The sequence below is a fragment of the Fischerella thermalis PCC 7521 genome, assembly GCF_000317225.1.
Classification (GTDB): domain Bacteria; phylum Cyanobacteriota; class Cyanobacteriia; order Cyanobacteriales; family Nostocaceae; genus Fischerella; species Fischerella thermalis.
In genome coordinates this window covers 134709-158239 of sequence record NZ_AJLL01000061.1, presented here as the reverse complement: position 1 = coordinate 158239, position 23531 = coordinate 134709, and the positions used below count along the sequence as shown (strand labels likewise).

Genomic DNA, 23531 nt, shown 5'->3' with positions numbered 1-23531 from the left:
AAGTTGATTTTTAGTTTTAACAATAAAATATCAACAAAACAGCTCTCACACAGTTATTTAGCGAGTAATTTATGAAAATCAGCATAAATTAAGCAAAAATAGAATCTTTTTTGACATAGTAGCTAAGCATTGAGAGCTTGTAAAGAGAAACACTATAGATTAAGTGTATTCGTTTACAAAAACTAACTTGCTACCTTGACAACACAATGTACGAGGTAGAGTATCATGTTTAACTAAATCGTACAATTCCATTTTTCTATTTTTTGCTGCATCTGTTTGCTGAATAAAGAAAACCGTCTTTAGGGGTACGTTAATGAGAACTAAAGCATTACAAACAGGCCAATGTTAATAAAGCTTTATTCAAACAAATATCATTTGTGAGAAATAAACTAAACAAGAAAAATAGCCTTCTATTACATAGAATCAAGCTTATTTAGTAAATCTATCTAAAGACCTAAAAAATACTAACTAAAGATAGATGTATTTCTTTTATAAATAAACAGATACTTGCGATGAAAGAAGCGTAAAAATGAGAGAGCTATTTTTGCAAAACAGCTTTTCTTAACACTAAATTTACCATCAATTTAACTAATTTATCATTTCACCATGGTAGCGAATCCTCCATCTCAAATTTCAGATACTCAATACACAGTAGAAAACCCAACCGCAGAAGTCGAAGCAATTGTCAAAACACCACCATCAGATACAGAAATTGATTTAGAATTTCTCTACACTGATGATGGCGTGAAAATTGCTGACTTTAATGATGATCAAGACCATTGGTATCACCATTACGGTGAAGTTACAAATTGGGAAGATGAGTGGCAAGTTCATAACTGTGAATTATCAGGACTAGCCACTTTTAATGAAAACAATATTCAGTACCGCAACTATATTAAATCTGCAATTAAGCAGTGGTTAGATCGGGGTGTGGATGGGAATATTACTATAAATATTCTCCCCACACTCCACCCTTACGGGAAGCCGCGCAGGGCGCGTCTACACACTCCTCACACCCTTCACACTCCAAATTCCCACCAAGGTGTAGAGAAATATCTTGACAAATATACTCATAACGACTACGCTTTATTTAGCAAGTTTCCCAGGAGTAAATTAAATGCTGCCATACCGTGAAGGAAGAAAAGTTCCCAATGTCACCTTTCGCCTGCGTCAGAATGATCAATGGGTGAATGTAACAACCGATGATTTATTTAAAAGTAAGACCGTTGTAGTTTTTTCTCTGCCGGGCGCCTTTACACCCACTTGTTCATCGACTCATGTTCCGGGATACAATCAGTTGGCAAAAACTTTCAAAGAAAATGGCGTAGATGACATTGTCTGCATATCTGTCAACGATACCTTTGTGATGAATGAATGGGCAAAGGCTCAGAAAGCTGACAACATAACTTTTATACCTGATGGCAACGGTGAATTTACTGAAGGTATGGGTATGCTAGTCGATAAATCCGATTTGGGTTTTGGCAAGCGGTCTTGGCGCTATTCGATGTTAGTCAAAGATGGCGTAGTAGAAAAAATGTTCATTGAACCAGAAGAACCAGGCGATCCCTTCAAGGTATCTGATGCTGAGACTATGCTGGCATATATTAACCCACAGGCAGTAAAACCTAAATTGGTTTCCCTGTTCACAAAACCTGGTTGTCCTTTCTGTGCGCGTGCTAAAGACATGCTCAAGCAAAATAACCTAGATTACGAAGAAATTGTCTTGGGTCAAGATGCAACAACCCACTCCTTAAAAGCGATCACAGGTGCAACAACCGTTCCCCAAGTATTTATCGATGGTCAACACATTGGTGGTTCTGAAGCTTTGGCAGCTTATTTGAGTGCTACAAGATAAAAGTGAGTGCAGGACGAACCTACATCAAGGGCAAAAAAACAAGATTCAATTCTTAGTGTCTTAGTGTCTTTGTGTTTCAAAGATCATCTTCTTCACCACAAAGACGCCAAGACACTAAGAAAAATTCACGGCTTATCTCAACAACCTTCTCACTGAAGTACTAATCACATCTACTACAAAAGTTAAACCAATAAAAATAATTAAAGTTGTCAGTAGACCTTGGTAGTCAAAGTTGCTCAGTTGTTCAGTCAACAGACGCCCCAAGCCACCAGCACCCACCAAAGCGACAATCACGGTGGCGCGAATGCAGACTTCCCAACGGTAGAGAATGTAAGCAAGAAAGCGAGGAATAGTGGCAGGTAAAACGCCGTAGATAAAGACTTGGGAGTTACTAGCACCCAAAGCTGTTAAAGAATGTAAAGGACGTTGATCTAAATTTTCGATCACTTCTGCCATCAATCGTCCTAAAATACCAAAATTGTGGATAGCAAGAGCGATCGCACCTGGTAAAATTCCTGGAAATAAGACAAATAGAAAGATTAACGCCCAAATTGGTTCCGGTACAGCCCGGGCAAAAAGTAATAAAAATCGTGTTAATAGAGGAATGAACAAATTTCTCCCCATCTCTGTGTCCCTCCTTGCTGCTAAAAAAGAAAGGAATATCCCGGCTAAACCCGCACTAGTCATGGCTAAAATCGACATAGCCAGAGTTTGAGTAGAAAGAAAAAATAACTGATTTAGATCAATCCATTGTGGGGGAAAAACATCTTGAATAATTCCCGCTAAACGTTCCGCACTACGTGGTTCCCACAGCTTGGCAAAATCAGCTTTAACGTACCAAAAGGAAAAAATTAATAAAACAAATGCACCTAGTAAGAATAGATTGGGGGATGAGGTAATGGGGTGATTGTGAGAATGTTGTTTGAGTTTCAGAACATTTAAATCCAAACGACTAGGTAATTGCAATTGTTGACGTAACCATCCACTCAAAAAATCTGTACAACCACTCAATAACAGCAATGCAAATATCAAAGTCCATACTTGCTGATAACGTAAAGACTGGAGACTCAGATAAATTTGATAACCCAATCCGCCAGCACCGATAATACCTAATACCGTTGCTGAACGAATTGAACACTCAAAGCGATAAAAACTATAAGAAAGTAGATTGGGAAAAGCTTGAGGAATAAGAGTGTAAAAAAATGCACTTCCAGGAGGTACGCCACTATTGAGTAATGCAAACAACGCTTCACGAGGTGTCTCATCTAAAATTTCCGAAAATACCTTAGCAGTAATTGCCCCAAAAGGAATAGCGATCGCCAACACCGCCACCAATGGATCAAGTCCAAAAATATTCACGAAAAACAATCCCCAAATCAATTCATGAATCGCTCTTGGGATTGCTAGAATTGCTCGTACCACCAACCAAGCAGAATTGTAACCCTTACCTAGAGATTGCCACCACACCTGACTAGATAAAACACCACCCACCGACCCAATCACCACACAAAAAAACGTCCCACACACCGCATAAGCCAGAGTCTTCAACATTGCATCGAAAGTTAGCAACAAAAACTCCGGACTCAAATCCGGTGAAACCACAGCAACCACAAAAGCAACAACCAGACTCCACCCACCCTCATTCACCAAATCCCCTTGAAACACCCCAGCAACACGTAGCGACCAAATTACCGCCACCAACCACACCAAACCCCAAAAAAATAGGGAGATAGAGATAGCCTCTTATATCCTAATCTCATCACCCTTGGCGTCCTTGGCGTCTTGGCGGTTCAATTCTATACAACTCCTCCACCATCGCCGCCGACACCTCCCCAGCAGGCGCATCAAACAAAATCCTACCTTGACGTAACCCAATCACTCGTTGAAAATGACTGCGGGCATACTCAATCGCATGTAAACTACAAATCAATGTTTTTCCTGTTTCCTCACTCAAATCCCGCAACAAATTCATAATCTCACGACTGCGTTCTGGGTCAAGACTAGAAATTGGTTCATCAGCCAGAATCGCCACAGGATCTTGCACTAACACACGGGCGATCGCTACTCGTTGTTGCTGTCCTCCCGAAAGGCGATCAGTGCGATCGTACAATTTTTCTGGGATTCCCACCTGGATTAAAGCTTTGGTTGCTGTTTCTACTTCCTGTGGGTAAATCAAAGAAACAGCTGCTTGCCAAAATGACCATCTTCCCAAATGTCCAGCGTTGACATTATGAATTACTCGTAAGTTATCCACCAAATGTAATTGCTGGTAGATTGTACCAATTTGCCGTTGCACTTGTCGCAGCGATTTCGGACGCAGACGTGCTATGTTGCGATCGAGTATCCAAACTTCGCCTTGGCTAGGTTGGGAGGAACCATTAAGTAAGCTAAGCAGCGTACTTTTACCTGCACCACTAGAACCAACAAAAGCAACTCTTTCACCAGGATAAATTTCCAAGTTGATGTCAACCAGAGATGGAATTTGACCAAATTTTTTGCTGACGTTTTTGAGTGCAAAAATTGGTGCAGGTGGGTTCATGGGTAAAAACTTGAATCTTGTTACTTGGAAACGCGATAGAAACCCTCAACAGCAGGCGGGTTTCCGTTAGGAAAATCTACCTTGACGTTAATACTTTCTAGAGATATATCGCCATCGATAAAGGGTTGAGGAGTAGTGACACCTTTTTGCATTGGTACAAAAGCTGTTACTTCCTCTCCATCGATTTCAAACTCTATCTTTGCGACTATGGGTGAAACATTAAATGAGTACTCTAACTCATCTATTCCGCATCCAGTAATTTCTGTGGTTTCACTACTTACGCGGTCAAGGGTTGGTAAGTCTGTAACTGGGCTACCAGTCCAGAGGTTTGTTTGGTATTGAGTTGAACATCCATTCACATTTAAATTGACGCTTAACTTGGCTGTTGGTTTGGATTCACAGCTTTGTACCAGTACACTTGTTAACAGTAGTAATAGCAGGTATAACCTTTTTGTAAAAGCAAATTGTTTCAAATTTATATCTTGCAGCAATTTCTTCAAACCTTTTTCCATATGATCAATTCCCCCAATTTTGTACAATTGGGTTTCACTACTAATAAGTAAATTCAATTGTTAAACTCTTGTTTCCAGAAATATTTGTTCGCTATTGACATTAATCTTATTTTATTTTCCCAATTTGCCGACCAATTTCTTCAATTTGTTTGTAGTTTTCATTCTTGGTAGGAATAAACTTACTTGCTTGTAATAGGTCGAGAATTTCTTTGTGTTCTGGCACTTTGGGGTCTAGTTTCAAGAAAGCAGCTTGAACTTTATTGACAAAATCTTCGCCGTAGCGTTGTTTGACCTGGGGGTTAATTACCCAATGGTAGTCATAATAAGCAGGAGTACGCCAAATAACTTCTACTTTATTTAAATCTACTTCTTTGGAATCGACACGTTTTGACCACACTTTTTCATTTACAGCACCGACTTCATAGGTTCCTGCTTCTACTAATTTGATAGTTTTATCATGATCCCCAGAAAAGCCTGGTTGACCTTTAAAATCTGTAAGTTTGACGCCTGCTTTTTCCAGAAAATATTGAGGCATTAATCTCCCAGAGGTAGAAGATTCGCTGCCAAAGGTAAAGGTTTTGCCTTTGAGTTTTTGGAGGTCATTAGTATTTTTGAATGGTTGTAAACCTGTTTTTTTGTTGGCGATGAAAACACTATGGAATTTTTCATCTACATCCCTTTGGGCGATCGCTTCTGCACCTGGTACTTGCAATCTTGCTTGTACACCAGTCAATCCGCCAAACCATACTAAATCTAAGTCTCCCACCTTAAAGGCTGTCACAGTTGCAGTATAATCAGTCACAGGTTTGTATTCGACAGGTACGCCTAATTCCTTCTGCAAATACGCTGCTAGCTTGGTATACTGGCGCTGTAACTTCTCTGGATCTTGGTCTGGTATTGCACCTGTGACTAAGGGCTGGACTTTTTTTACAGCACTGGTTTGGGAAGCATCAGAACAAGCTGCTAATGGGAGTAAGATTAGTAATAATCCAGAGAACAAAAGTTTTTTCATTGCCTTTAATTGCTTTTCTCTCAAGATTAGGATTGTACAATCCTATCTCTGAAATTCCAACTATGACATGAGTGGCGATCGCACATTTAGCAAATCTTCTGTAGGATGCGTTATGGCCCAAGCTAGACGCGCCACCCAAAAGTAGTACGTCATAGCTTTACACACCCAACTCGCTTCAGATCCGCGAGGTCTGAATCAGTATCTACCAGTTACGCCATCTGCCGACTGTTTTGGACTCGCTACCATACTCTAGTTTCGGATTTTGCAACAAACTTTCATATTCTTTGCTGCTTGCCCAACGATCTATTTCTCGCGCCCGCAGTACTGGTACTGGGTGGGTTAGTTGTGCTGTCCGAGTGGCTTTGACCATTTCGCCCAGTTCAGTTTTACTGATATCATCGTAGGCGCGGGCTTGGTCAATAAAAGCATCTAGGTTCAGCTGTGGTGCGAGAGTCGGTGAACCACCGCTTAATTTCATCAACACAGACATCACAGCTTTAGGGTTTTGGGTTGCTAATAATGCAGCGCGATCGCATGTAAATTCAGCACAGCGTACCCATTCTAAAAGTTGTGCCTGGATTGCCTGGGCAATAACCGCACCAATATTAGGTAAAGTCGCTGCCGCCAAAATTAATATATTTACTGGTGTCAGGTAAACACTATGGTCACACTTGAGATGTCCCAGTTCATGGGCAATGACTGCTTGCGTCTCCTCTGGTGTAAGCATGTCAATTAAGGAAGTGTGCAGCACTACAAAAGGCTGCTTCCCCCGCATCGCAAAAGTATAAGCGTTCGGAGCCGGATGTTGTCTGATATACAACTGTGGTGGCTCCATATCTAAAATATGACAAGCTTCTAATAGTAGTTTGTGTAAATGTGGTAATTGGTTTTCACCTACCAAAATACTAGATGCTATGTTTTCCACATAAAATAACTGCTCAGCCACTGGCCCCAAGAAATTCCGCACCATCATATCTATACCGGGAATCTGCTTCAGCGCTTTGGTTGCTTCTAGATCTAGCGGGTGACGAAATGAGTCTGCTTTCAGACCAATTAGCTGAGTTTTGGAGGATAACATAGCAAAGCCAGTTGGAAGTTGTGAGGTTTGTAATGGAGCTGGTTTGATACCAGCCCTACAAAGCCTAGTATAGCGAGAAGAATTATTAGTTGTTTGTTAGTGGTTAGTGATTAGTATTTAGTAGTTAGTGGTTGTACCAGACGTGCCATAGCACGTCTGTACATTAGTTAGTAGTCAGTGGTTAGTGGGGAATGGTTAACAATTTAGCAACCAACTACCAACTACCAACTACTAACTACTAACCAAAGGATTGATACTGCTAGGGGCAATTTCTGTTTTTACCTCTGAACCAGGTAAACGTTGGATTTTTGCTCCTAGCTCCTGTAATTTGAGATCAAGGCGATCGTAGCCGCGATCAAGGTAGCGCAGTCCTTGAATAGTAGTTTTACCATCTGCTGCCAAACCAGCAACAACTAAAGCTGCTGCGGCTCGTAAATCAGTACCAATTACAGGTGCGCCAGATAACAACGGTACTCCCCGTACAAAGGCAGTGTTACCCTTAACACGAATGTCTGCCCCTAAGCGGTTTAACTCTGAGGCATGACGCAGACGGTTTTCAAATACGGTTTCATTAATTAGGCTATCGCCTTCTGCGATCGCTAATAAAGCCATGAACGGCGCTTGCATGTCCGTAGGAAAGCCAGGATGGGGCATGGTTTCAATGTCTGCCGCTATCAGTCTTTCGGATTTGAGGACACGTAAGCAGTTTGGTGTTTCTTGAACCACACTCACACCAATTTCCCGCAATTTGGAAATCACTGGCACTAGATGATCTGGGGCTACTGGTGAGAGGAGCAGTTCGGAACGGGTAATTGCCCCCGCCACTAGAAAAGTTCCTGCTTCAATGCGATCTGGTATAATACTGTACTCCGTAGAATGTAATTTGGGAACACCGTCAATTGTAATCGTACTCGTTCCTGCACCTTGAATTTTTGCCCCCATGGCAATACAGAAATTTGCCAAATCCACAACTTCTGGTTCACGGGCAGCGTTTTCGATGATTGTTTCACCTTCTGCCAGAGTCGCTGCCATCATCAGCGTTTCTGTGGCTCCCACACTGGGAATATCTAGGTAGATTTTTGCTCCCTTCAGGCGGCGGCTTTTGCCAGGGACATAGGCATTACAAATACCATGCTCAATTTGTACCTCGGCTCCCATTGCTTGTAGTCCGCGCACATGGAGATCCACTGGTCTGGCCCCAATGGCACAACCCCCTGGTAATGGCATCTGCGCTACTCCTAAGCGCGCTAGGATAGGACCGATTGCAAAAAAACTGGCTCGCAACTGGGTAACTAGTTCATAAGGAGCTTTAGATGAAGTAATTTCACTAGCGTTGATGTCTAAAAGATCACCATTTCGCTGCAAGCGAACACCCAAAGCCGACAATACTTGACCCATCCGCTCTACATCCGCTAACAAAGGTACATTACGGATGTGACAGTCTCCCGAACACAACAAGGCTCCAGCCATAATTACTAGTGCTGAATTTTTCGCCCCACTGATTTTGACATGGCCTTGCAACGGATACCCACCACAGATCTGCAAGACTGAGGAGTCTGCAACAGATGACAATTTAGCATCTGGTAAGCTGCTAGAAGGATTAATAAGCCTACCCTCCAAAAAACTATAAATTTTACAAATTTTAAGTCGGTTTTGATTCTACAGGAAAGATTGAATTTGTCCACATTCTTGCATTACATCTGCAAGTAGATTTCTCGCAAAAGTCGGGGAGGTGGGGAGTGTGAGGAGTGGAGGGAGTGGTGAACAACTAACTACTAACCAATGTACCAGACGTGCCATGGCACCTCTGGTACAACCATTAACCACCAACCACTCAAATTCTTAGTTGACACCTATGAAAAATGTAGTAATAATAGAAAACGGTCATTAGATAACTTCGCAAGCGGAACTGGCGGAATTGGCAGACGCGCTAGATTCAGGTTCTAGTGCCCACAAGGCTTCCGGGTTCAAGTCCCGGGTTCCGCATCTGAGATTTTAGATTTGCGATTTTCGATTAATCTAAAATCTAAAACCCAAAATCTAAAATTGTGTTGACAAGTTTACAAAATTCTCTAGTTAAGCAAATTAGAAAACTCCATGCTGCCAAAGAACGGCATAAGCAGCAATTGTTTCTACTGGAGGGAACACACTTGTTGGAGGAAGCTTGTGCAGTAAACTATCCGCTTGCAGTGGTGTGTTGTACCCAACAGTGGCAAATATCCCATCCGATGTTATGGGAAGAGGCTTGTCAAAAGAGCGATCGCGCAGAAATTGTCAGTGAAGAAGTGATGGCGGCGATCGCTACCACGGTACAACCAGATGGAGTTGTGGCGCTGGCGAAACGGGATGTTGCTCCAACTCCCATACCATTTACTGGTGTGGTACTAGCCTTAGAAACAGTGCAAGATCCTGGTAATTTGGGTACAATTATTCGCACTGCGGCAGCAGCTGGGGCGAGTGGATTGTGGCTGAGTGGAGATAGTGTAGATTTAGATAATCCTAAGGTATTACGAGCCACCGCCGGACAATGGTTTCGTCTGCCTATGACAGTGAGTCCAGATTTAAAAGCGACAGTCATGCAAGCTAAACAGGCGGGAATGCAAGTGATCGCAACCCTGCCGAGTGCACATTTAACTTACTGGGAGGTAGACTGGCATCAACCAAGTTTGATTTTATTGGGTAACGAAGGTGCTGGTTTGTCGCCAGAATTAGCAGCAATGGCAGATACAAGCGTAAACATTCCTCTCAATCCTGGGGTAGAGTCACTGAATGTAGCGATCGCAGCTGCATTGATGTTGTACGAGGCGCGAAGACAGAGAAGGGGGTAGGAGATGGGGAGATGGGGAGAAAACAATTCAAAATTCAAAATTTAGGAAGAGGGTATGAGCGGTATGAGGGGTGTGTAGATGCGCTCTGCGCGGCTTAAGGTAAGGGTGGGGTGTGAAGGTTGTGTAGACAAGACAGTGCGGTGGACGGGTTTCCCGGGATGAAGCACCTGCGGTGCGCTTTGCGCGGCTTCCCCTAGGGTGGAGTAGTAAGCAACCAACAATTAACTACTAACCACTAACTACTAACCAATGACAATTGACAATCAACTTTTTCCTTTTTGCTGCAAATATTGGTCGATATCAGCAACTGCGTCTTCCCACACATCTAAATCAATGATTGAGGAAGTTTCGGCTATTTGGCGATCGCCTTCATGATCACTAGGGGATTGGGGTGTCTCTTCTGTTTGTGTAGAATCATTTTGTAAAATTTGTTGCAGTTGGTCTAGGGATTTTTGAAACTCCTGATCAGCGGCGCGGCGCTGTTCATGCTGATTTTGCTCCATAATTTAATTCCCAATCTGTACTAACTTTATACGTTAAAAGGCTGAACGGCAAAATCAGCTAAGGTAACAGTAAAACTCTCCTGCTTTCCTGTAGCTACAAAGTTAACGATAACTTCACAAGCAACTGCAACTGCGAGGATAACCAAGTTGCGTGCTAGGGGGTAGTCGCAGATATCATCATTAGCAGGTGAAGGTACACGATAAATTTGGTTCCAGATAATTTCTGCATAATCTGAAGCCAAACCTACATGTAGACAAGGTATTTGAGAATTAGTAGAGTAATCAAACACAGCTTGTCGGCTGCTGCTGTTATCAAAGGTGTCAATAATCAAAGCACTATCTGCTAACAATTGTCCTACATTGGCTGATGTTAATTCTTTCGGACGTCCATCGACTGTGACACCCAAAGCACGGTAAAGATTATTGGTGAGGATTTTAGCTTTGTATGCGCCAACATCAGAACGGTAGTAAGGTTGAGTAGAAAGGTTACGTTCCTCAACTCTGTCTCTGTCTATTACCCGTAACTTGCCAAAACCGGAACGGGCTAAATTTTCAGTGATATTTGCACCCAAAGCCCCAGCACCACAAATGGTAATGGAAAAGTCCCGCAGTTTATACATTAGTGCTGGCGTGCGCTGCAATTGTTCGTGAAAAAAAGCATTACTCATTTGCTAAGAGGATTTTAGATTTTGGGTATAACTGACCACCATCTACTATAAGGGCGCAAAGCAAATAACTAACTATCACCAATTACCAATTATCGACCCTAACGGATAATGTTGAGTCCTCAAGCAGACATGATATGAATTGTCTGGTATTTTTACCCAGGATTCGCTAAACTCACGCATATTAAATTGCCGATTAGGATATGGTTGTGGGAAACAAAATTCAATTCAAAGATAAACTGCGGCTGGGTTTGGCTGTCTCCATAGCTAAAAGCGTGACTTTAATGGTGCGATCGCTAAATTTGGGTGCGGCGTCTGTTCTACCTGGTGCGATCGCACGTCGCATTGAACCCCGTTTGTTACCATTGTTGAGTCAGCAGGTGAAAAATGGGGTGATTCTAGTTGCTGGTACGAATGGTAAAACTACCACATCGTTGTTTTTACGGGATATTTTAGAACGTCAAGGTTTTCGTGTTGCTCATAATTCCACGGGTGCAAATTTAGAAAATGGCTTGATGACAGCGTTAATGGAAAGTGCGAATTTGGTAGGTTCGCTAGATGTAGATTACGCCATTTTAGAAGTGGATGAAAATATCCTACCCAGGGTTTTAGCCCCGATTCAACCAAAACTGATTGTCTGTTTAAACTTGTTTCGTGATCAACTGGATAGATATGGAGAAGTAGACACAATTAGTAAACGCTGGGGGAGTGCGATCGCCACTTTACCTCCTGAAACTATTATTGTTGCTAATGCTGACGACCCAACGATTTGCTATCTTGGTCAGCAGTTATCTCAGCAACGAGTTACATTTTTTGGTTTGAACGAACCAGAAAATTATCTAGAATCGATTCCCCATGCTGTTGATTCTATCTATTGTCCCAGTTGCGGACACGCCTTAGACTATAAAGGCGTTTATTTGTCTCATATGGGCGAATATACTTGTCCCAGTTGTGGTTTTACTAGAAACCAACCAACAATTGATAGTAGCCGATGGCCGCAAATTCTCATTGGTTTATACAATAAATATAATACTTTAGCAGCTGCTACTGCTGCCATGGAATTGGGGATTGAGGAAGCGACTATTCGTGATGCTATACCTAACTTTCAACCTGCTTTTGGTCGTGCGGAAGAATTAAATATTAATGGCAAACAAGTACGAATTTTATTATCAAAAAATCCTGTAGGAACGAATGAAACTATTCGAGTTGTGACTCAAAGTCATCATAAAACAACACTATTAGTATTAAACGATCGCATTCAAGATGGCGAGGATGTATCCTGGATTTGGGATGTAGATACAGAGAAACTAGTCCAACGGGGAGGAACTCTTATAGTGAGTGGCGATCGCGCTTATGATATGGCTCTCCGTCTCCGCTACAGCGATCCCGCACCTCAAAATACTTGTAAGTTGATTGTCCAAGAAAATTTGCAACAAGCTATCAACACAGCTTTGGAACATACCCCAGATCATGAAACCTTGCACATCTTACCTACCTACACAGCCATGCTGGATGTACGGGAAGTACTAACTGGTAGGAAAATTCGCTAAATTTCGTTCTTTGTTGCTGGTTGATGGTTCGTTGTTCCAAACAACTATCAACCAACAACCAACAACTAAACCCTTATTGTAACTTCACCGCTGCCCGCTGTAGAGGTAAAACTTCTTCCAAAGTTAATTCATGGTCAGAAGTAAGATGACTGTTACAACAAATAGTACTAAAAAATACTGGCTGCCCAACTACTTCTGAAAAATGTTTTTCTAGCAGTAATCTTGAGGTAATATCTCCTAATAAATCAGAAAGGTCTTTTGTGAGTTGGTCTCTGTCGTCACGGTGAACCATTCTAAACTGGAAAGGTGTTTCACCAACTATTTCTTTGACAGCAGCATCAAATTTATCTGGCTTTTTCTGAACGTAAGCAAAAGATACTTCTTCTAAGAATTTCCAAGCTTCTGGAAAAATTTCCTGGATTTTTTCCAGATGATTTTCACTTTGGTAGACTAAAGTTGCAGTTTTGCAATCCATAGGTCAGTTTCCCTGATTGTAAATCAATTGACTGCTACATTTGAGTGTCTCATTTATAGTGACATTTTTTAGCTCAGTACGATCTCTAATATTATGAATTCTTTATTTTTAAGAAAGTTGGATATTGCCTAATACCTCCGCGCCTGCACTAATACCAACGTCGTTACCTCTTCTACTGGAGTTAATCGCAAAGCGCTAGATATTTGGAAAACGAACACAGTGCAAGGCGATGCACACAGATGGATTATTTGTATCGCTTCTCTATAAGTAATGATTAATTGACATCAGATGTAAAACTATAAAATACACACCAATAATCTATCAGTGTTCATCGGTGTCCATCGGTGTTCGATAACAAAAACGATTTTGGACATGGCTTCAATTTACATCAGCTAATGTTTTCTTAAGCACCAAAGTGCTTACTACGAACTGTGGATTTTACTCAATAACAGCTAATATGGATTTTGGCAACAATTTATCTTTAAACCAAACTATTCTAGCCGGAACATCGTTTAATTTGACGCCGACTTTATCCAAATTCAAACGTTCAGAAATTGCCAAAATTAAATTATCACATTGAGCGCGCCGGACTTGGGCAAACTTTTTTTGTAAATATTCCGGTCGCCAATAACCGATAATTTCTAAGAGAAAACTGCGTCCATCGGGATGCACTAACCGAAAATCGGGAATCATCACACTACCAGGAATAGGAATTAAATCGACTTCTCGCTCTAATGCCCAACAACTTTTAAGTGCATTCCATTTATCAGCAAATGATGCTTCAATCATACTATCATAAGGTTTACCCGGTGGGTAATGAGTCACTAAGCCACACTCAGAATTGAGGGTGAAACGTCCAGTCTTCCAGGTTTCTGTATAAAAATCGCGGACTTGGAGTGTTGCAGAAAGACTCCATTTGGTGACATGCAATAAAGCTGGAATAAGTTTCGCGATCGCTAAACCATATCTTGTACTAGGATTAAATAAACTTGTCGGTCCATCAATCGTGATTGTAAATCCGTGGTCGGCATCACCTTCTATATATGCCATCAATTGAAATAATTTTAAATAGCGAAATAAAAGCTTGTATTCCCCAGGAACATTCCGATGAGCATTTAATACTAATTGACTGGCTCTATAAAATACACCTTGCACTTGTGATAAATTATACCTGTGTAACAATTCTTCTGGTTTTGGTGGCTCAAAATTCGTGAGAATCCTATTTTCTGATAAGTCAGCATACAATCCATCACGGACTTGCTGTGGTAAGATTTCTCGTCCGAGTTCTTGAGTTAAATTATCAGCTATATTTTTTAATGTCACTTGTGTTAATTCTGGACTGGGAACAGATTTAGCTGCTAAAGCAAACACCCTTTCTCTTAACATTTGGGGTTCTAGGGGACTGATGACTTCAAACGTACAAAAACCACTTTTAAGTAGATAAGCTAAACCCCGTTTCACTTTATAGTCAGTGGTATCACCTTCTAATTCTAATAATTGACGTTCTAGCGTACCTTGAGTCTTTCCAACTGCTTCTTGAAAAGAACTAATTAATTCGTTGGCTAACTCTATATTTTTAGAATCCAGTTTTAATCTTTTGGGAATAATTTCTTCTCCATTTTGGTGATGATGGAGTAAATCTGTTGGTAACATTTAGGCTTTTAAACTAACTTGAATTTGATTAATATTATCAGAGACGTAGCTTGAATTTGATTAATATTATCAGAGACGTAGCAATGCTACGTCTCTACTCTACACACCCGTAAATTGTAAATTCATATTTTGATTCAGCAACGCCCAATTAAATATACTTTTTCAACAACAATCCTAATTTTTCTTTTGTTGCTGTTGACACTTTATCCAATGGTGTCAAAATTGCATATTTTAATGCTGAATGAGCAACACTAGGTGGTGGATTATCACTCAAGCGCCGCACTGTTTCTTGAATTACTTTTTGGGCGTTGACAGCATTGCGTTGTAAATTATTTACTACCATTTCTACTGTCACACTATCATGGTCTGGATGCCAACAGTCATAATCAGTTACGAGTGCTAAAGTTGCATAGGCAATTTCCGCCTCCCTTGCTAATTTCGCCTCTGGTAAATTTGTCATTCCAATTACTGTTGCACCCCAACTGCGGTAAAGATTTGATTCTGCTTTAGTAGAAAATGCTGGTCCTTCCATACATACATAAGTACCGCCACGATGCAGGGTAACATCTGGTAGATTCAAACAAGCGATCGCATCTGCTAATACTCCAGCTAAATTATGACAAACTGGATCACCAAAGGCAATGTGAGCAACTATTCCTTCTCCGAAAAACGTAGAAACCCGATTTTTAGTTCTATCAATAAATTGATCAGGAACTACCATATCTAATGGCTTCGCTTCTTCCTTCAAAGAACCCACAGCACTTGCTGAAATTAAATACTCCACACCCAATTGCTTCATCGCATAGATGTTGGCGCGGAATGGCAACTCTGAAGGTAAAAGCGTGTGATTACGACCATGACGAGCTAAAAATGCTACTTGTGTTCCATCTAAAGTTCCTAAGATGACAGCATCAGAAGGTGAACCAAAAGGAGTATCAACTTTCACTTCTTCTACGTCTTTAAGGGCATCCATTTTGTATAAACCGCTGCCACCAATAATTCCAATCCGAGCTTCTGTCATTATTTTTAGCCTCTAGCTTTATTGCTGTGCCAAGTTATTTTAATAGCAAATGTGTCTATAGGAATCCGGTTTGATTTATAAGCTTAATTGTGAAGAGAGAATTCTTAACAGAGAACAAAAATCATTTTTTGTAGATCGAACACCGATGGACACCGATGGACACAGATAGATTTTCTGTTGGTGGCAACAGCGGTTATGATCAATTACAAGTTGATGGTAGAACACTCTGATTCCAGATTCTAGCTGGCTATGTGTATTTTGGTTTAGATCACGCTTATCAAAAACGTTGGATTCCCGGATTTGGACTGACAGGGGCGATCGCCCTAGTTACTGGTTTACACATGACTTTTACCTGGCCAGTACGAGGAATTTTCAAGATTGCCTATGCTGAAATGACAGTATTATTCGGTATTTTATTTTTGTCTGCTTCCTTAGCTTTGGCTTTGGGATGGGATTTACTCACAGTAGCAGTTTATGCTTTTTTGCTGGACTGGCTGCTATTGTGATTGGGGTACGTATCATTAATCTCAACTTAACGCGAAATCTACTTCTCTCAGGCATTGGATTTATTTTAACGGGGTTAGGTGGAGTTTGTGCTGCACCAACGCTGTATCTGAAAACAAATCGTAAATGGCAGTTATTTGGTGCAATATTACTAGTAATTGCTGCTCTAGTTTTTGCTTTTGTTGGTTATCTTCCATACTGGAATCATCTAGCAGACTATTCTAACTGGCAGCCATTACCAATGCGAACCCCATAAGGCTGTAGCAATAGTAGCGATCGCCTTGGTAGCAGAAGTTCTCTTTTATAAAAGTTTCCTGATGCTTATCAGGGTATTTTGACAAAAGAATTACATTGAGAACGTACTATTATGGCTTTCACAATCGCTAAAAGATTTTTTTCTATTTTTTCTCGATTTGCTACCCAGCTTGTAAGCTTTTGGGGTGTAATCTCAAGATACATATATATCATCAGGGCAAAACTTAACACTTGTTCCGAATACGAGTATGAAACCACCTGAATTGGGAATTCATAGTTCGGAATACGGAGTTACTTTGACCATTAATTACTAGTAAAAACTCAGAGCTAATTTGCGAGCGAAGCATTGAAATGACAATTTTTTATAAAAAATTTATCAATAAATGCTTTGCCCCTACTACTACATCTAGGCACATTTAGAGGTAAATCAGATGCAAAACCATGCTGACAAGCAAGAGAAAGTTTTAAGCCAAATTACAGAGAAAAATATAGAAGGTAGAGACTTTAGTGGATGTGACTTAAGCGGAATTGATCTCAGAGGAATTGATTTAAGCAGAATAAACTTCAAAGGAGCAGATTTACGTAGTGCGAATTTGAGTGGGGCGATACTCACTGGTGCAAATCTCAGGGAAGCAAATTTACAACAAGTCAATTTCTGTGATGCTGATTTAAGTCAAGCTGATTTAACCCAAGCAAATTTGTGTGGAGCTTGTTTGTGGCGAGTACAATTAAGTGATAGTCAATTGTGGGGTGCTTCTCTATGTAATGCTGATTTAAGGGAAGCGGACTTAAGTGCAGCCCAATTAATTGAAGCATCACTAGTAGAAGCTAATTTAGTCAGAGCAAATCTCACTAAAGCAAAGCTATGTGGATCTGTTTTAATAGAAGCTAATTTTAATCAAGCTAACTTAACAAATGCAGACCTAAAATGGACTAATCTCATGGCAGCAAACTTCAGTGAAGCTAATCTAGAAAATGCCAATTTTAAGAATGCAAAATTTTATGAAACAATTATGCCTGACGGTACAATTCGAGTAGATCTTAAGAGATAGGGAATAAGGGATCGGGAGACAAGGGAAAGGGAGGAGAAAAAGAGCTTCCTTCTCCTTTGTGTCCCCCACCTAAAACTCCCGTTGTGAAAAAATGAGAATGGCGATCGCTAACAGCATCAAGGTATACAATAAGCCGTAACCAACATTACTAATGAGTGTAGTAGGGTTAGGTAATGCAGCCAGGCCATAAATAGCATCATTTTTTACATCTAATCTAGATAAATCGGGCAATACAAGATACAAAGCTTGAGTCAAAGTTTCAATCCCATGTTTGCGACCAAGACGACCAAGTTGCAGTATATCTTGAGTTATATTACCCATTAAATACACAGCAAAGGTCAAAACAGTTGCTAACAGTGAACTAGTAAACACACCTAAAGCAATAGCTACAGCCGTCATTAAAGACAACTGCAAAAATAAAAAAAATGCAGAAATTAAAATACTAGCTATTGAATAAGGAACTTGACCTATTTGCAAAAATACAAGAGTAATCGCTGTCATAGCAGTAGTCAGAACTGCTAGAAGTGACAGTAAGCCCAAATATTTTCCAACTAGCAACTCAGCCCGACTGATAGGTTTAGCAATTAATACTAAAACAGTACGTTTCTCAATTTCTTTATTAATTAATCCTGTACCAACAAATACTGCTACAACCAAACCAAGAAGATTCATCGCCGCCAGAGCAAAATCTAGAAACATCTTGTCTTCTGTAGCAGCAGCAAATTCAGGGAGAAAGTAGATAGCAGTGGCAAGGATAATGATATAAAAGCCGAGCATGAATAAAATGCGATCGCGCACCACTTCTCGAAACACATTTGTTGCTATTACGTAAAGTCTGCCAAAATTCATTTTTGTTTAGTCATTAGTCCCGTCATTAGTCATTTGTAATTAGTTATTGATTAATGGTCAATAGTCAATGGTTAGTGGTTAATGGCTTACTACTCCACCCTACGGAAAGCCGCGCAAAGCGCGTCTACACACTCCCCACACCCCTAAACTCCCCATCACCCCATCACCCCTTACATCTCTTGTCAGAGTGCAGGTGGTGAACCCATAATCCGCTTACTACTGCGACCGCATTCAATCTCTGCAACTCTCAATACTTCCCCTGATCTCCTAGAACCGTTAATTGGTTCTACTCGACAAGATTTTCTCAAGTAATACTCACTTCCAGTAGAACTAGGCCCACTCCAGATACTCAGTAAATCTAATTTATATATGTCAGGATTTTTTTGATCAAGGCTAGATACACGCGCTTCTGTTCGCCATAAAGACTTTTCGTCAAACTCACGTAAGCTTGTGTCTATTACTTCCCTACCTAAACTATTGACTCTGCTATTGGCTGTTTTTAACCACTGTTCTACTTCTGACCAAGGTCTGTTAGCTATTTGCTCTTTCACAATTGGCTCAAGTTTATTCAAAATTAAAACTCCATTTCTGGGAGTTTGACTAATTTGTGGTTCTGTTCTCACCACAAAAGTCCGCCTAAAGTTGTCTGTCTGTAAACTAGGAAATTCTTGTAGCCATTTATTTGCTACAAATCCCAATTGTAACCAACAACTAACCACCATAGAACTGCCAACCAAAATAATAATTTTTTGGCGGTCTTCTATCTTAGGAACCTGAGTGCTAAACTCCGTTCCTGTTCCCTCAAAAAATTCTGGAATTGCTGTGATGAGTGCTGAAATTGTTGGCCAGAAAACAATTGTTCTAGCGGTAATTTCTTGCCCTGGTTCCCTAAAAGCAAAAGCACTCACTAAAAATCCTGTTACTAGTGCCCCAACAGGCATATTTGTACCAGGAATAAGTACAGGATTTTCAGTTGTATACCAGGCAGTTCCTGCTATCAAGAATGCCCAGCCACAAAAGGCGATCGCAGATTTCACAACTCCTGTGGATAGAGAGGACATTAACCAAGAAAAAATACTTAAATATACTAATGTTTGCCACGCAAAAGCCCTTTTGGGAATAAAAAAATCCTTGATATTGTCGTAAATCTCTCCAATAAACCCAAATAAACCAAATAAATCTCTTATTAGCTCCATATTGCAACCTTGAAATTCCTAGTAAGTTTTTTATTAGTTTTGGTCATTATTTCAGTACAAAATTTAACAGAATAATTACTAACTTCATACAATTCTGAGAATCAAAAATAGGACTATTACAACAGCAGTATAGCTGAGTGCGTTAGCTATTAGTACACTAGTAAAAATATTTTTTGTTTGTAATTTCCTCTTAAAATCACGACGAGAATAAAATTTTTGAGGAGCGGAATCAGGTTGTTTTTGCCAAAAATCAGTCAAGGAAATTAATGCAACTCTTAAGACTAAAGATTTAACTAAAAAAGTTCCAAAAAAAACAATAAAAGCAATTAGAATCATCAAGTTGAATAAAGTAGGTGATATTTGATTAAAAAATATTAAATTTATCAAACCAGATCTTAATCTAATAGGAAGCAATGGTTCTATCAAAAAAAATATTGCCCAACCAATAACGCTGGAAAATAAATTCATACAAATGGCATAAAAACTAGAGGTTTTTTTATCAAATTTGATAATTGAATTTAAAATATAGGCCTCTAAGGGAATAGATATCAATAAAAATAAAAAATTAAACAAAATTGCACCAAGAGGTAAGACTTTAGGAAGCAGAGGAAAATCAAGCATAAGACCAGTTCGTTACTAAATTTAACTATGGTTTAGAGGTATGGGGCTATAGGAGTGTAAGGTTGTAGGAGAAAAATTGTATTTCTTTCATCTGTTGCTAGTGGCAATCGCCGCTGGTAGTTGATTCATATCTTTATTTTTTATTAAAAGCAAAAGAAGAATTTTAGACATCCCATTTTCTCCCTCTTTCCTTTATTTGCTCATTCTCTTATACCCTTTGTTGAATGACTTAAGAAAGTATAGCCGCAACCTAGTCAAATGATGATAGTAAGTTGCGGTCTAGCGTAACACTTTGGGAAGTGGGGAGGTGGGGGGAGTGTACGGAGTTTTTTCAAAAATTAAATAGGAATCCTCAATCACAGTCAAGCTAGTAAATTTTCCCCTACCTTCTTACGCAAGACCTTGGGTAAGATAAAAGACTGCCACTTATAGCTTTGAGTGAGATGACAAGGAACGGCATTGGAATTCGCACAGCACAAGTGCGTCAACAAAGGGTGATAGGGCAAATTCACGTTTATGATGGTGCAGGTAAAGGTAAATCCCAAGCAGCTTTAGGAGTCGTTTTGCGCTCAATTGGCTTGGGGATCAATACACCAAGTAATTCTAACCGCGTCTTGCTGCTGCGGTTTTTAAAAGGGCCAGAACGAGACTATGATGAAGATGGCGCGATCGCAGCTTTGCAACGAGGATTTCCTCATTTAATTGATCAAGTTCGCACTGGTAGAGCAGAATTTTTTGGGCCAGATGAAATTACAGCCTTTGACAGGTCTGAAGCTGCACGGGGTTGGGATGTGGCAAAAGGCGCGATCGCTTCTGGTTTGTATTCGGTTGTTGTCTTGGATGAAATTAACCCTGTCTTGGATTTGGGTTTATTGTCGGTGGATGAAGTGGTACGCACACTCACATCTAAACCGGAAGAGTTAGAAATTATTGCGACTGGTCGTGCTGCACCCCAAAAGTTGCTAGATATTGCGGATTTGCACTCGGAAATGAAACCTCATCACCACCCAACCGCAACTGCACTCTTAATTGAAGGTATTGAAATTTATACAGGTGCTGGCAAAGGTAAATCCACCAGTGCTTTGGGCAAAGCACTGCAAGCTATAGGTCGAGGTATTAATCATCCAGGATCTACACGTGTATTAATTATGCAGTGGCTTAAAGGTGGTACTGGCTACACTGAAGACGCAGCATTGGCAGCTTTACAACAGTCATATCCACATGTGATAGATCATCAACGCTGTGGGCGAGATGCGATCGTTTGGCGTAATTCTCGGCAGGAATTAGACTATGTGGAAGCAGAACGAGGTTGGGAAATTGCCAAGACTGCGATCGCTTCTGGACTTTATAAAACCATCATTCTTGATGAGCTTAACCCCACTGTTGACTTAGAATTGCTGCCTGTAGAACCAATTGTGCAAGCTTTACTCCGCAAACCTCGTCATACTGAAATTATCATCACTGGACGCTGCCAAAACCAACCAGCATATTTCGACTTAGCTAGTATTCACTCTGAAGTTTACTGCCATAAACACTATGCTAATCAAGGCGTGGAACTGAAGCGGGGAGTAGATTTTTAATGTGGTCAATGGTCAAAAAACTCTGGACACTTAACTAGTAATTAATGATATCAAGTCGGGCTAATTGCTTACAATCTGATTCTGACGCAGTTGGGCATTGGGTATTGGTTTTCCCATTACCAATTACCCATTACCGACCCCAAGGGATAGTATTAGTATTCAAGCGAACATGGTATAATTTTTACTCCTCATGGAAGAAAAAACAATTATGTCAAAAGTTTGATGAAAAAATAAGATGAAACTGCACAAATTAAATTAGGAAATACTGCGTTCATAATTATCCACCTGGGCAAAACCATTACACCAAACTATGGAAACCGAAGTGCAACAAGAACAATATAATGATTTTTCCTCAGCAGAAGCTGTGGCAGCAATTGAAGGTTCAGATTCTGAAAACTTACCAAAGTTACCTCCAACCCAAGAACCTGAAAGTCAATGGCAGCTCATTACTAGAGAACTAACAAACTTTTGGCAGGAATTTTCCCAAAACTTCAATAAATTTTTTCAAGCGTACAAGCCACTGTTGATAAACCTGGCTTGGCTGTTTGTAGCGGTTGTGGCAGTTAGGGTAATCCTAGCAGTGCTAGATGCAATCAATGATATTCCACTAGCACAGCCAGTATTGGAGTTAGTGGGAATTAGTTACACTACTTGGTTCATTTTTCGCTATCTTCTTAAAGATTCCACTCGGCAAGAATTAGTAGCAGAAATTGACTCTGTTAGAAAGCAAATTTTGGGTTAATTAACGAGTTCAATGCAAATTAATTTCAATTTGCATCATGGCTAATAGTGGGCAATAAATAAATTCTTCATTTTGTTTATAAACAAGTTTTATTTATGCCTGCATACTTACCAAAAAATATGTTCCATTGTGTGAAGATAAGCCAGGGAATTTATTTCCTGGCTTATGTTTTAAGTTAAATAATAGACTTATTGTATGAATCCTAAAACCCCCTAAATCCCCCATACACAACGGGAAGATTTAATTCTGTCTCCGTACTCCCTCACTCCTCCCAAAACCGGACGCGCTTCTACTATAGCTGTTGGAACCTCGAATGCGATTATAACTATCAAGCAATATCCCAATTACCAATTACCAATTCCTAAAAATTGCAACCAATTAAATATATATATCCTTAGACAGATAAAAAACTTAATTTGTATATTTCAAACACTTCTTTAGATAGTTAGGCTGGCTTTACTAAAAAACTAATATAGTCCTTGGATTGAATGATTAAAACACATAAATTTAAGGGGAACATAAATTATGGCTAATAATGAAGCTTATAAAAAAGGAGCAGATACATCTGATCGCGTTCGTGAAAATAAATACGATCCACATATTGTCCCTGCTGAAACCGCAGCACGTAAAGAAAGAGAAGGAGATTTATTTAAAACACTACCTACAGAAGAGAGAGAAGCCAATGCTACCACTGATGACCAAACTCATCCTGGTGACAGCATACGCACTACAGATGGCTACACTGTAGACAAAGAAGGTTTGTTAAACAACTACGCCGTTGAACCAGAAATGTACTATGAAGTACCAGGAGATGCGCGTCAACAAGCAGAAGAAGATACAGCACATCGCAAGGCGAATTAACAATGGAGGGCGACGAACGCGGTAGAGGCCCTGGTGTGGTTTAGTAGAGACGTAGCATTGCTACGTCTCTACTACGTCTGGTCACGCCCGTAAATTGTAAATTCATATTTTGATTCAGCAATGCCAATTTTTCAGAAGGTACGTTGCGATGACTGGGAATTTTCTCAATCATCGCTTTTT

22 protein-coding genes, 1 tRNA gene and 3 pseudogenes are annotated in these 23531 nt (G+C 40.2%); 10 read left to right on the top strand and 16 right to left on the bottom strand.

Annotated elements, in window-relative coordinates:
• Window positions 1–606: 606 nt before the first annotated feature.
• Together UYK_RS27295 and UYK_RS0113510 are read left to right on the top strand one after the other, a co-directional pair.
• Window positions 607–936: pseudogene (locus UYK_RS27295) on the top strand (alpha amylase); the annotation flags it as partial.
• A 181-nt stretch (window positions 937–1117) separates the two neighbouring features.
• Window positions 1118–1855, top strand: a complete 738-nt coding sequence (locus UYK_RS0113510; protein ID WP_009457231.1) for a glutathione peroxidase — start codon at window positions 1118–1120, stop codon at window positions 1853–1855.
• Between the two features lie 132 nt (window positions 1856–1987).
• On the opposite strand, the gene UYK_RS0113505 is transcribed toward UYK_RS0113510, so the two are convergent.
• The 7 genes from UYK_RS0113505 to UYK_RS26145 all read right to left on the bottom strand — a co-directional run bounded on the left by UYK_RS0113505 (window position 1988) and on the right by UYK_RS26145 (window position 8796).
• Entirely contained in the window at window positions 1988–3562 is a 1575-nt protein-coding gene (locus UYK_RS0113505) for a PhnE/PtxC family ABC transporter permease (RefSeq protein ID WP_016871560.1), read from the bottom strand.
• A gap of 52 nt (window positions 3563–3614) precedes the next feature.
• Window positions 3615–4394, bottom strand: a complete 780-nt coding sequence (locus tag UYK_RS0113500) for a phosphonate ABC transporter ATP-binding protein (RefSeq protein WP_009457233.1) — start codon at window positions 4392–4394, stop codon at window positions 3615–3617.
• A gap of 20 nt (window positions 4395–4414) precedes the next feature.
• A complete protein-coding gene (locus tag UYK_RS0113495) occupies window positions 4415–4906 on the bottom strand; it encodes a hypothetical protein (RefSeq protein ID WP_009457234.1) in 492 nt (163 codons plus the stop codon).
• Window positions 4907–5012: 106 nt separating this feature from the next.
• Complete coding sequence (locus UYK_RS0113490) at window positions 5013–5918, bottom strand: putative selenate ABC transporter substrate-binding protein (protein WP_009457235.1); 906 nt, start codon at window positions 5916–5918, stop codon at window positions 5013–5015.
• Between the two features lie 202 nt (window positions 5919–6120).
• Window positions 6121–6996 carry a M48 family metallopeptidase gene (locus UYK_RS0113485; protein WP_009457236.1) on the bottom strand — a complete coding sequence of 292 codons (876 nt, stop codon included), beginning with the start codon at window positions 6994–6996 and terminating at the stop codon, window positions 6121–6123.
• A gap of 231 nt (window positions 6997–7227) precedes the next feature.
• Window positions 7228–8616, bottom strand: coding sequence for a UDP-N-acetylglucosamine 1-carboxyvinyltransferase (gene murA / locus UYK_RS0113480; RefSeq protein ID WP_016871558.1), 1389 nt, complete (start codon window positions 8614–8616; stop codon window positions 7228–7230).
• Between the two features lie 39 nt (window positions 8617–8655).
• On the bottom strand, window positions 8656–8796 hold the full coding sequence (locus UYK_RS26145) for a hypothetical protein (RefSeq protein WP_157221824.1): 141 nt from the start codon (window positions 8794–8796) through the stop codon (window positions 8656–8658).
• Window positions 8797–8899: 103 nt separating this feature from the next.
• On the opposite strand from UYK_RS26145, the gene UYK_RS0113475 reads away from it, so the two are divergent.
• Window positions 8900–8982 (top strand) — tRNA-Leu (locus tag UYK_RS0113475).
• 62 nt (window positions 8983–9044) lie between these two features.
• Entirely contained in the window at window positions 9045–9824 is a 780-nt protein-coding gene (locus UYK_RS0113470) for a TrmH family RNA methyltransferase (RefSeq protein ID WP_016871557.1), read from the top strand.
• A gap of 263 nt (window positions 9825–10087) precedes the next feature.
• On the opposite strand, the gene UYK_RS0113465 is transcribed toward UYK_RS0113470, so the two are convergent.
• Together UYK_RS0113465 and UYK_RS0113460 are read right to left on the bottom strand one after the other, a co-directional pair.
• Window positions 10088–10327 (bottom strand): hypothetical protein, encoded by a 240-nt coding sequence (locus UYK_RS0113465; RefSeq protein WP_016871556.1) that lies wholly within the window; start codon window positions 10325–10327, stop codon window positions 10088–10090.
• 26 nt (window positions 10328–10353) lie between these two features.
• On the bottom strand, window positions 10354–10995 hold the full coding sequence (locus UYK_RS0113460) for a ThiF family adenylyltransferase (protein WP_009457240.1): 642 nt from the start codon (window positions 10993–10995) through the stop codon (window positions 10354–10356).
• Window positions 10996–11195: 200 nt separating this feature from the next.
• Here UYK_RS0113460 and UYK_RS0113455 point away from each other — a divergent pair, with 200 nt between their 5' ends.
• On the top strand, window positions 11196–12542 hold the full coding sequence (locus tag UYK_RS0113455) for a Mur ligase family protein (RefSeq protein WP_009457241.1): 1347 nt from the start codon (window positions 11196–11198) through the stop codon (window positions 12540–12542).
• Window positions 12543–12615: 73 nt separating this feature from the next.
• Here the strand turns inward: UYK_RS0113455 and UYK_RS0113450 are convergent, their stop codons facing one another.
• From UYK_RS0113450 to UYK_RS0113440, 3 genes are all read right to left on the bottom strand, one after another.
• On the bottom strand, window positions 12616–13017 hold the full coding sequence (locus UYK_RS0113450) for a hypothetical protein (RefSeq protein ID WP_009457242.1): 402 nt from the start codon (window positions 13015–13017) through the stop codon (window positions 12616–12618).
• Window positions 13018–13455: 438 nt separating this feature from the next.
• On the bottom strand, window positions 13456–14670 hold the full coding sequence (locus UYK_RS0113445) for a DUF790 family protein (protein WP_009457243.1): 1215 nt from the start codon (window positions 14668–14670) through the stop codon (window positions 13456–13458).
• 148 nt (window positions 14671–14818) lie between these two features.
• Window positions 14819–15691: an S-methyl-5'-thioadenosine phosphorylase gene (locus UYK_RS0113440; RefSeq protein ID WP_009457244.1), complete on the bottom strand. Its 873-nt coding sequence runs from the start codon at window positions 15689–15691 to the stop codon at window positions 14819–14821.
• Window positions 15692–15927: 236 nt separating this feature from the next.
• On the opposite strand from UYK_RS0113440, the pseudogene UYK_RS26780 reads away from it, so the two are divergent.
• Window positions 15928–16451 (top strand): annotated as a pseudogene (locus UYK_RS26780) (DUF981 family protein).
• A 430-nt stretch (window positions 16452–16881) separates the two neighbouring features.
• Window positions 16882–17502 (top strand): pentapeptide repeat-containing protein, encoded by a 621-nt coding sequence (locus tag UYK_RS0113425; protein ID WP_009457247.1) that lies wholly within the window; start codon window positions 16882–16884, stop codon window positions 17500–17502.
• 69 nt (window positions 17503–17571) lie between these two features.
• Here the strand turns inward: UYK_RS0113425 and UYK_RS0113420 are convergent, their stop codons facing one another.
• The 3 genes from UYK_RS0113420 to fraC form a co-directional block, all read right to left on the bottom strand.
• Window positions 17572–18351 (bottom strand): ABC transporter permease, encoded by a 780-nt coding sequence (locus UYK_RS0113420; RefSeq protein ID WP_009457248.1) that lies wholly within the window; start codon window positions 18349–18351, stop codon window positions 17572–17574.
• Between the two features lie 182 nt (window positions 18352–18533).
• A complete protein-coding gene (gene fraD / locus UYK_RS0113415; protein ID WP_009457249.1) occupies window positions 18534–19547 on the bottom strand; it encodes a septal junction protein FraD in 1014 nt (337 codons plus the stop codon).
• Between the two features lie 84 nt (window positions 19548–19631).
• A complete protein-coding gene (gene fraC, locus UYK_RS0113410; protein ID WP_009457250.1) occupies window positions 19632–20168 on the bottom strand; it encodes a filament integrity protein FraC in 537 nt (178 codons plus the stop codon).
• A 443-nt stretch (window positions 20169–20611) separates the two neighbouring features.
• On the opposite strand from fraC, the gene UYK_RS0113405 reads away from it, so the two are divergent.
• The 3 genes and pseudogenes from UYK_RS0113405 (at window position 20612) to UYK_RS24230 (ending at window position 23395) form a co-directional block, all read left to right on the top strand.
• A complete protein-coding gene (locus UYK_RS0113405) occupies window positions 20612–21748 on the top strand; it encodes a cob(I)yrinic acid a,c-diamide adenosyltransferase (protein ID WP_009457251.1) in 1137 nt (378 codons plus the stop codon).
• A gap of 310 nt (window positions 21749–22058) precedes the next feature.
• A complete protein-coding gene (locus UYK_RS0113400) occupies window positions 22059–22490 on the top strand; it encodes a CAAD domain-containing protein (RefSeq protein ID WP_009457252.1) in 432 nt (143 codons plus the stop codon).
• Window positions 22491–23015: 525 nt separating this feature from the next.
• A pseudogene (locus tag UYK_RS24230) lies at window positions 23016–23395 on the top strand (hypothetical protein).
• Here the strand turns inward: UYK_RS24230 and UYK_RS27570 are convergent.
• The gene (locus tag UYK_RS27570; RefSeq protein ID WP_009457254.1) at window positions 23392–23523 is read right to left on the bottom strand and encodes a hypothetical protein; all 132 of its coding nucleotides are present in this window, start codon (window positions 23521–23523) and stop codon (window positions 23392–23394) included. The pseudogene UYK_RS24230 and the gene UYK_RS27570 overlap by 4 nt on opposite strands.
• Window positions 23524–23531: the final 8 nt, after the last annotated feature.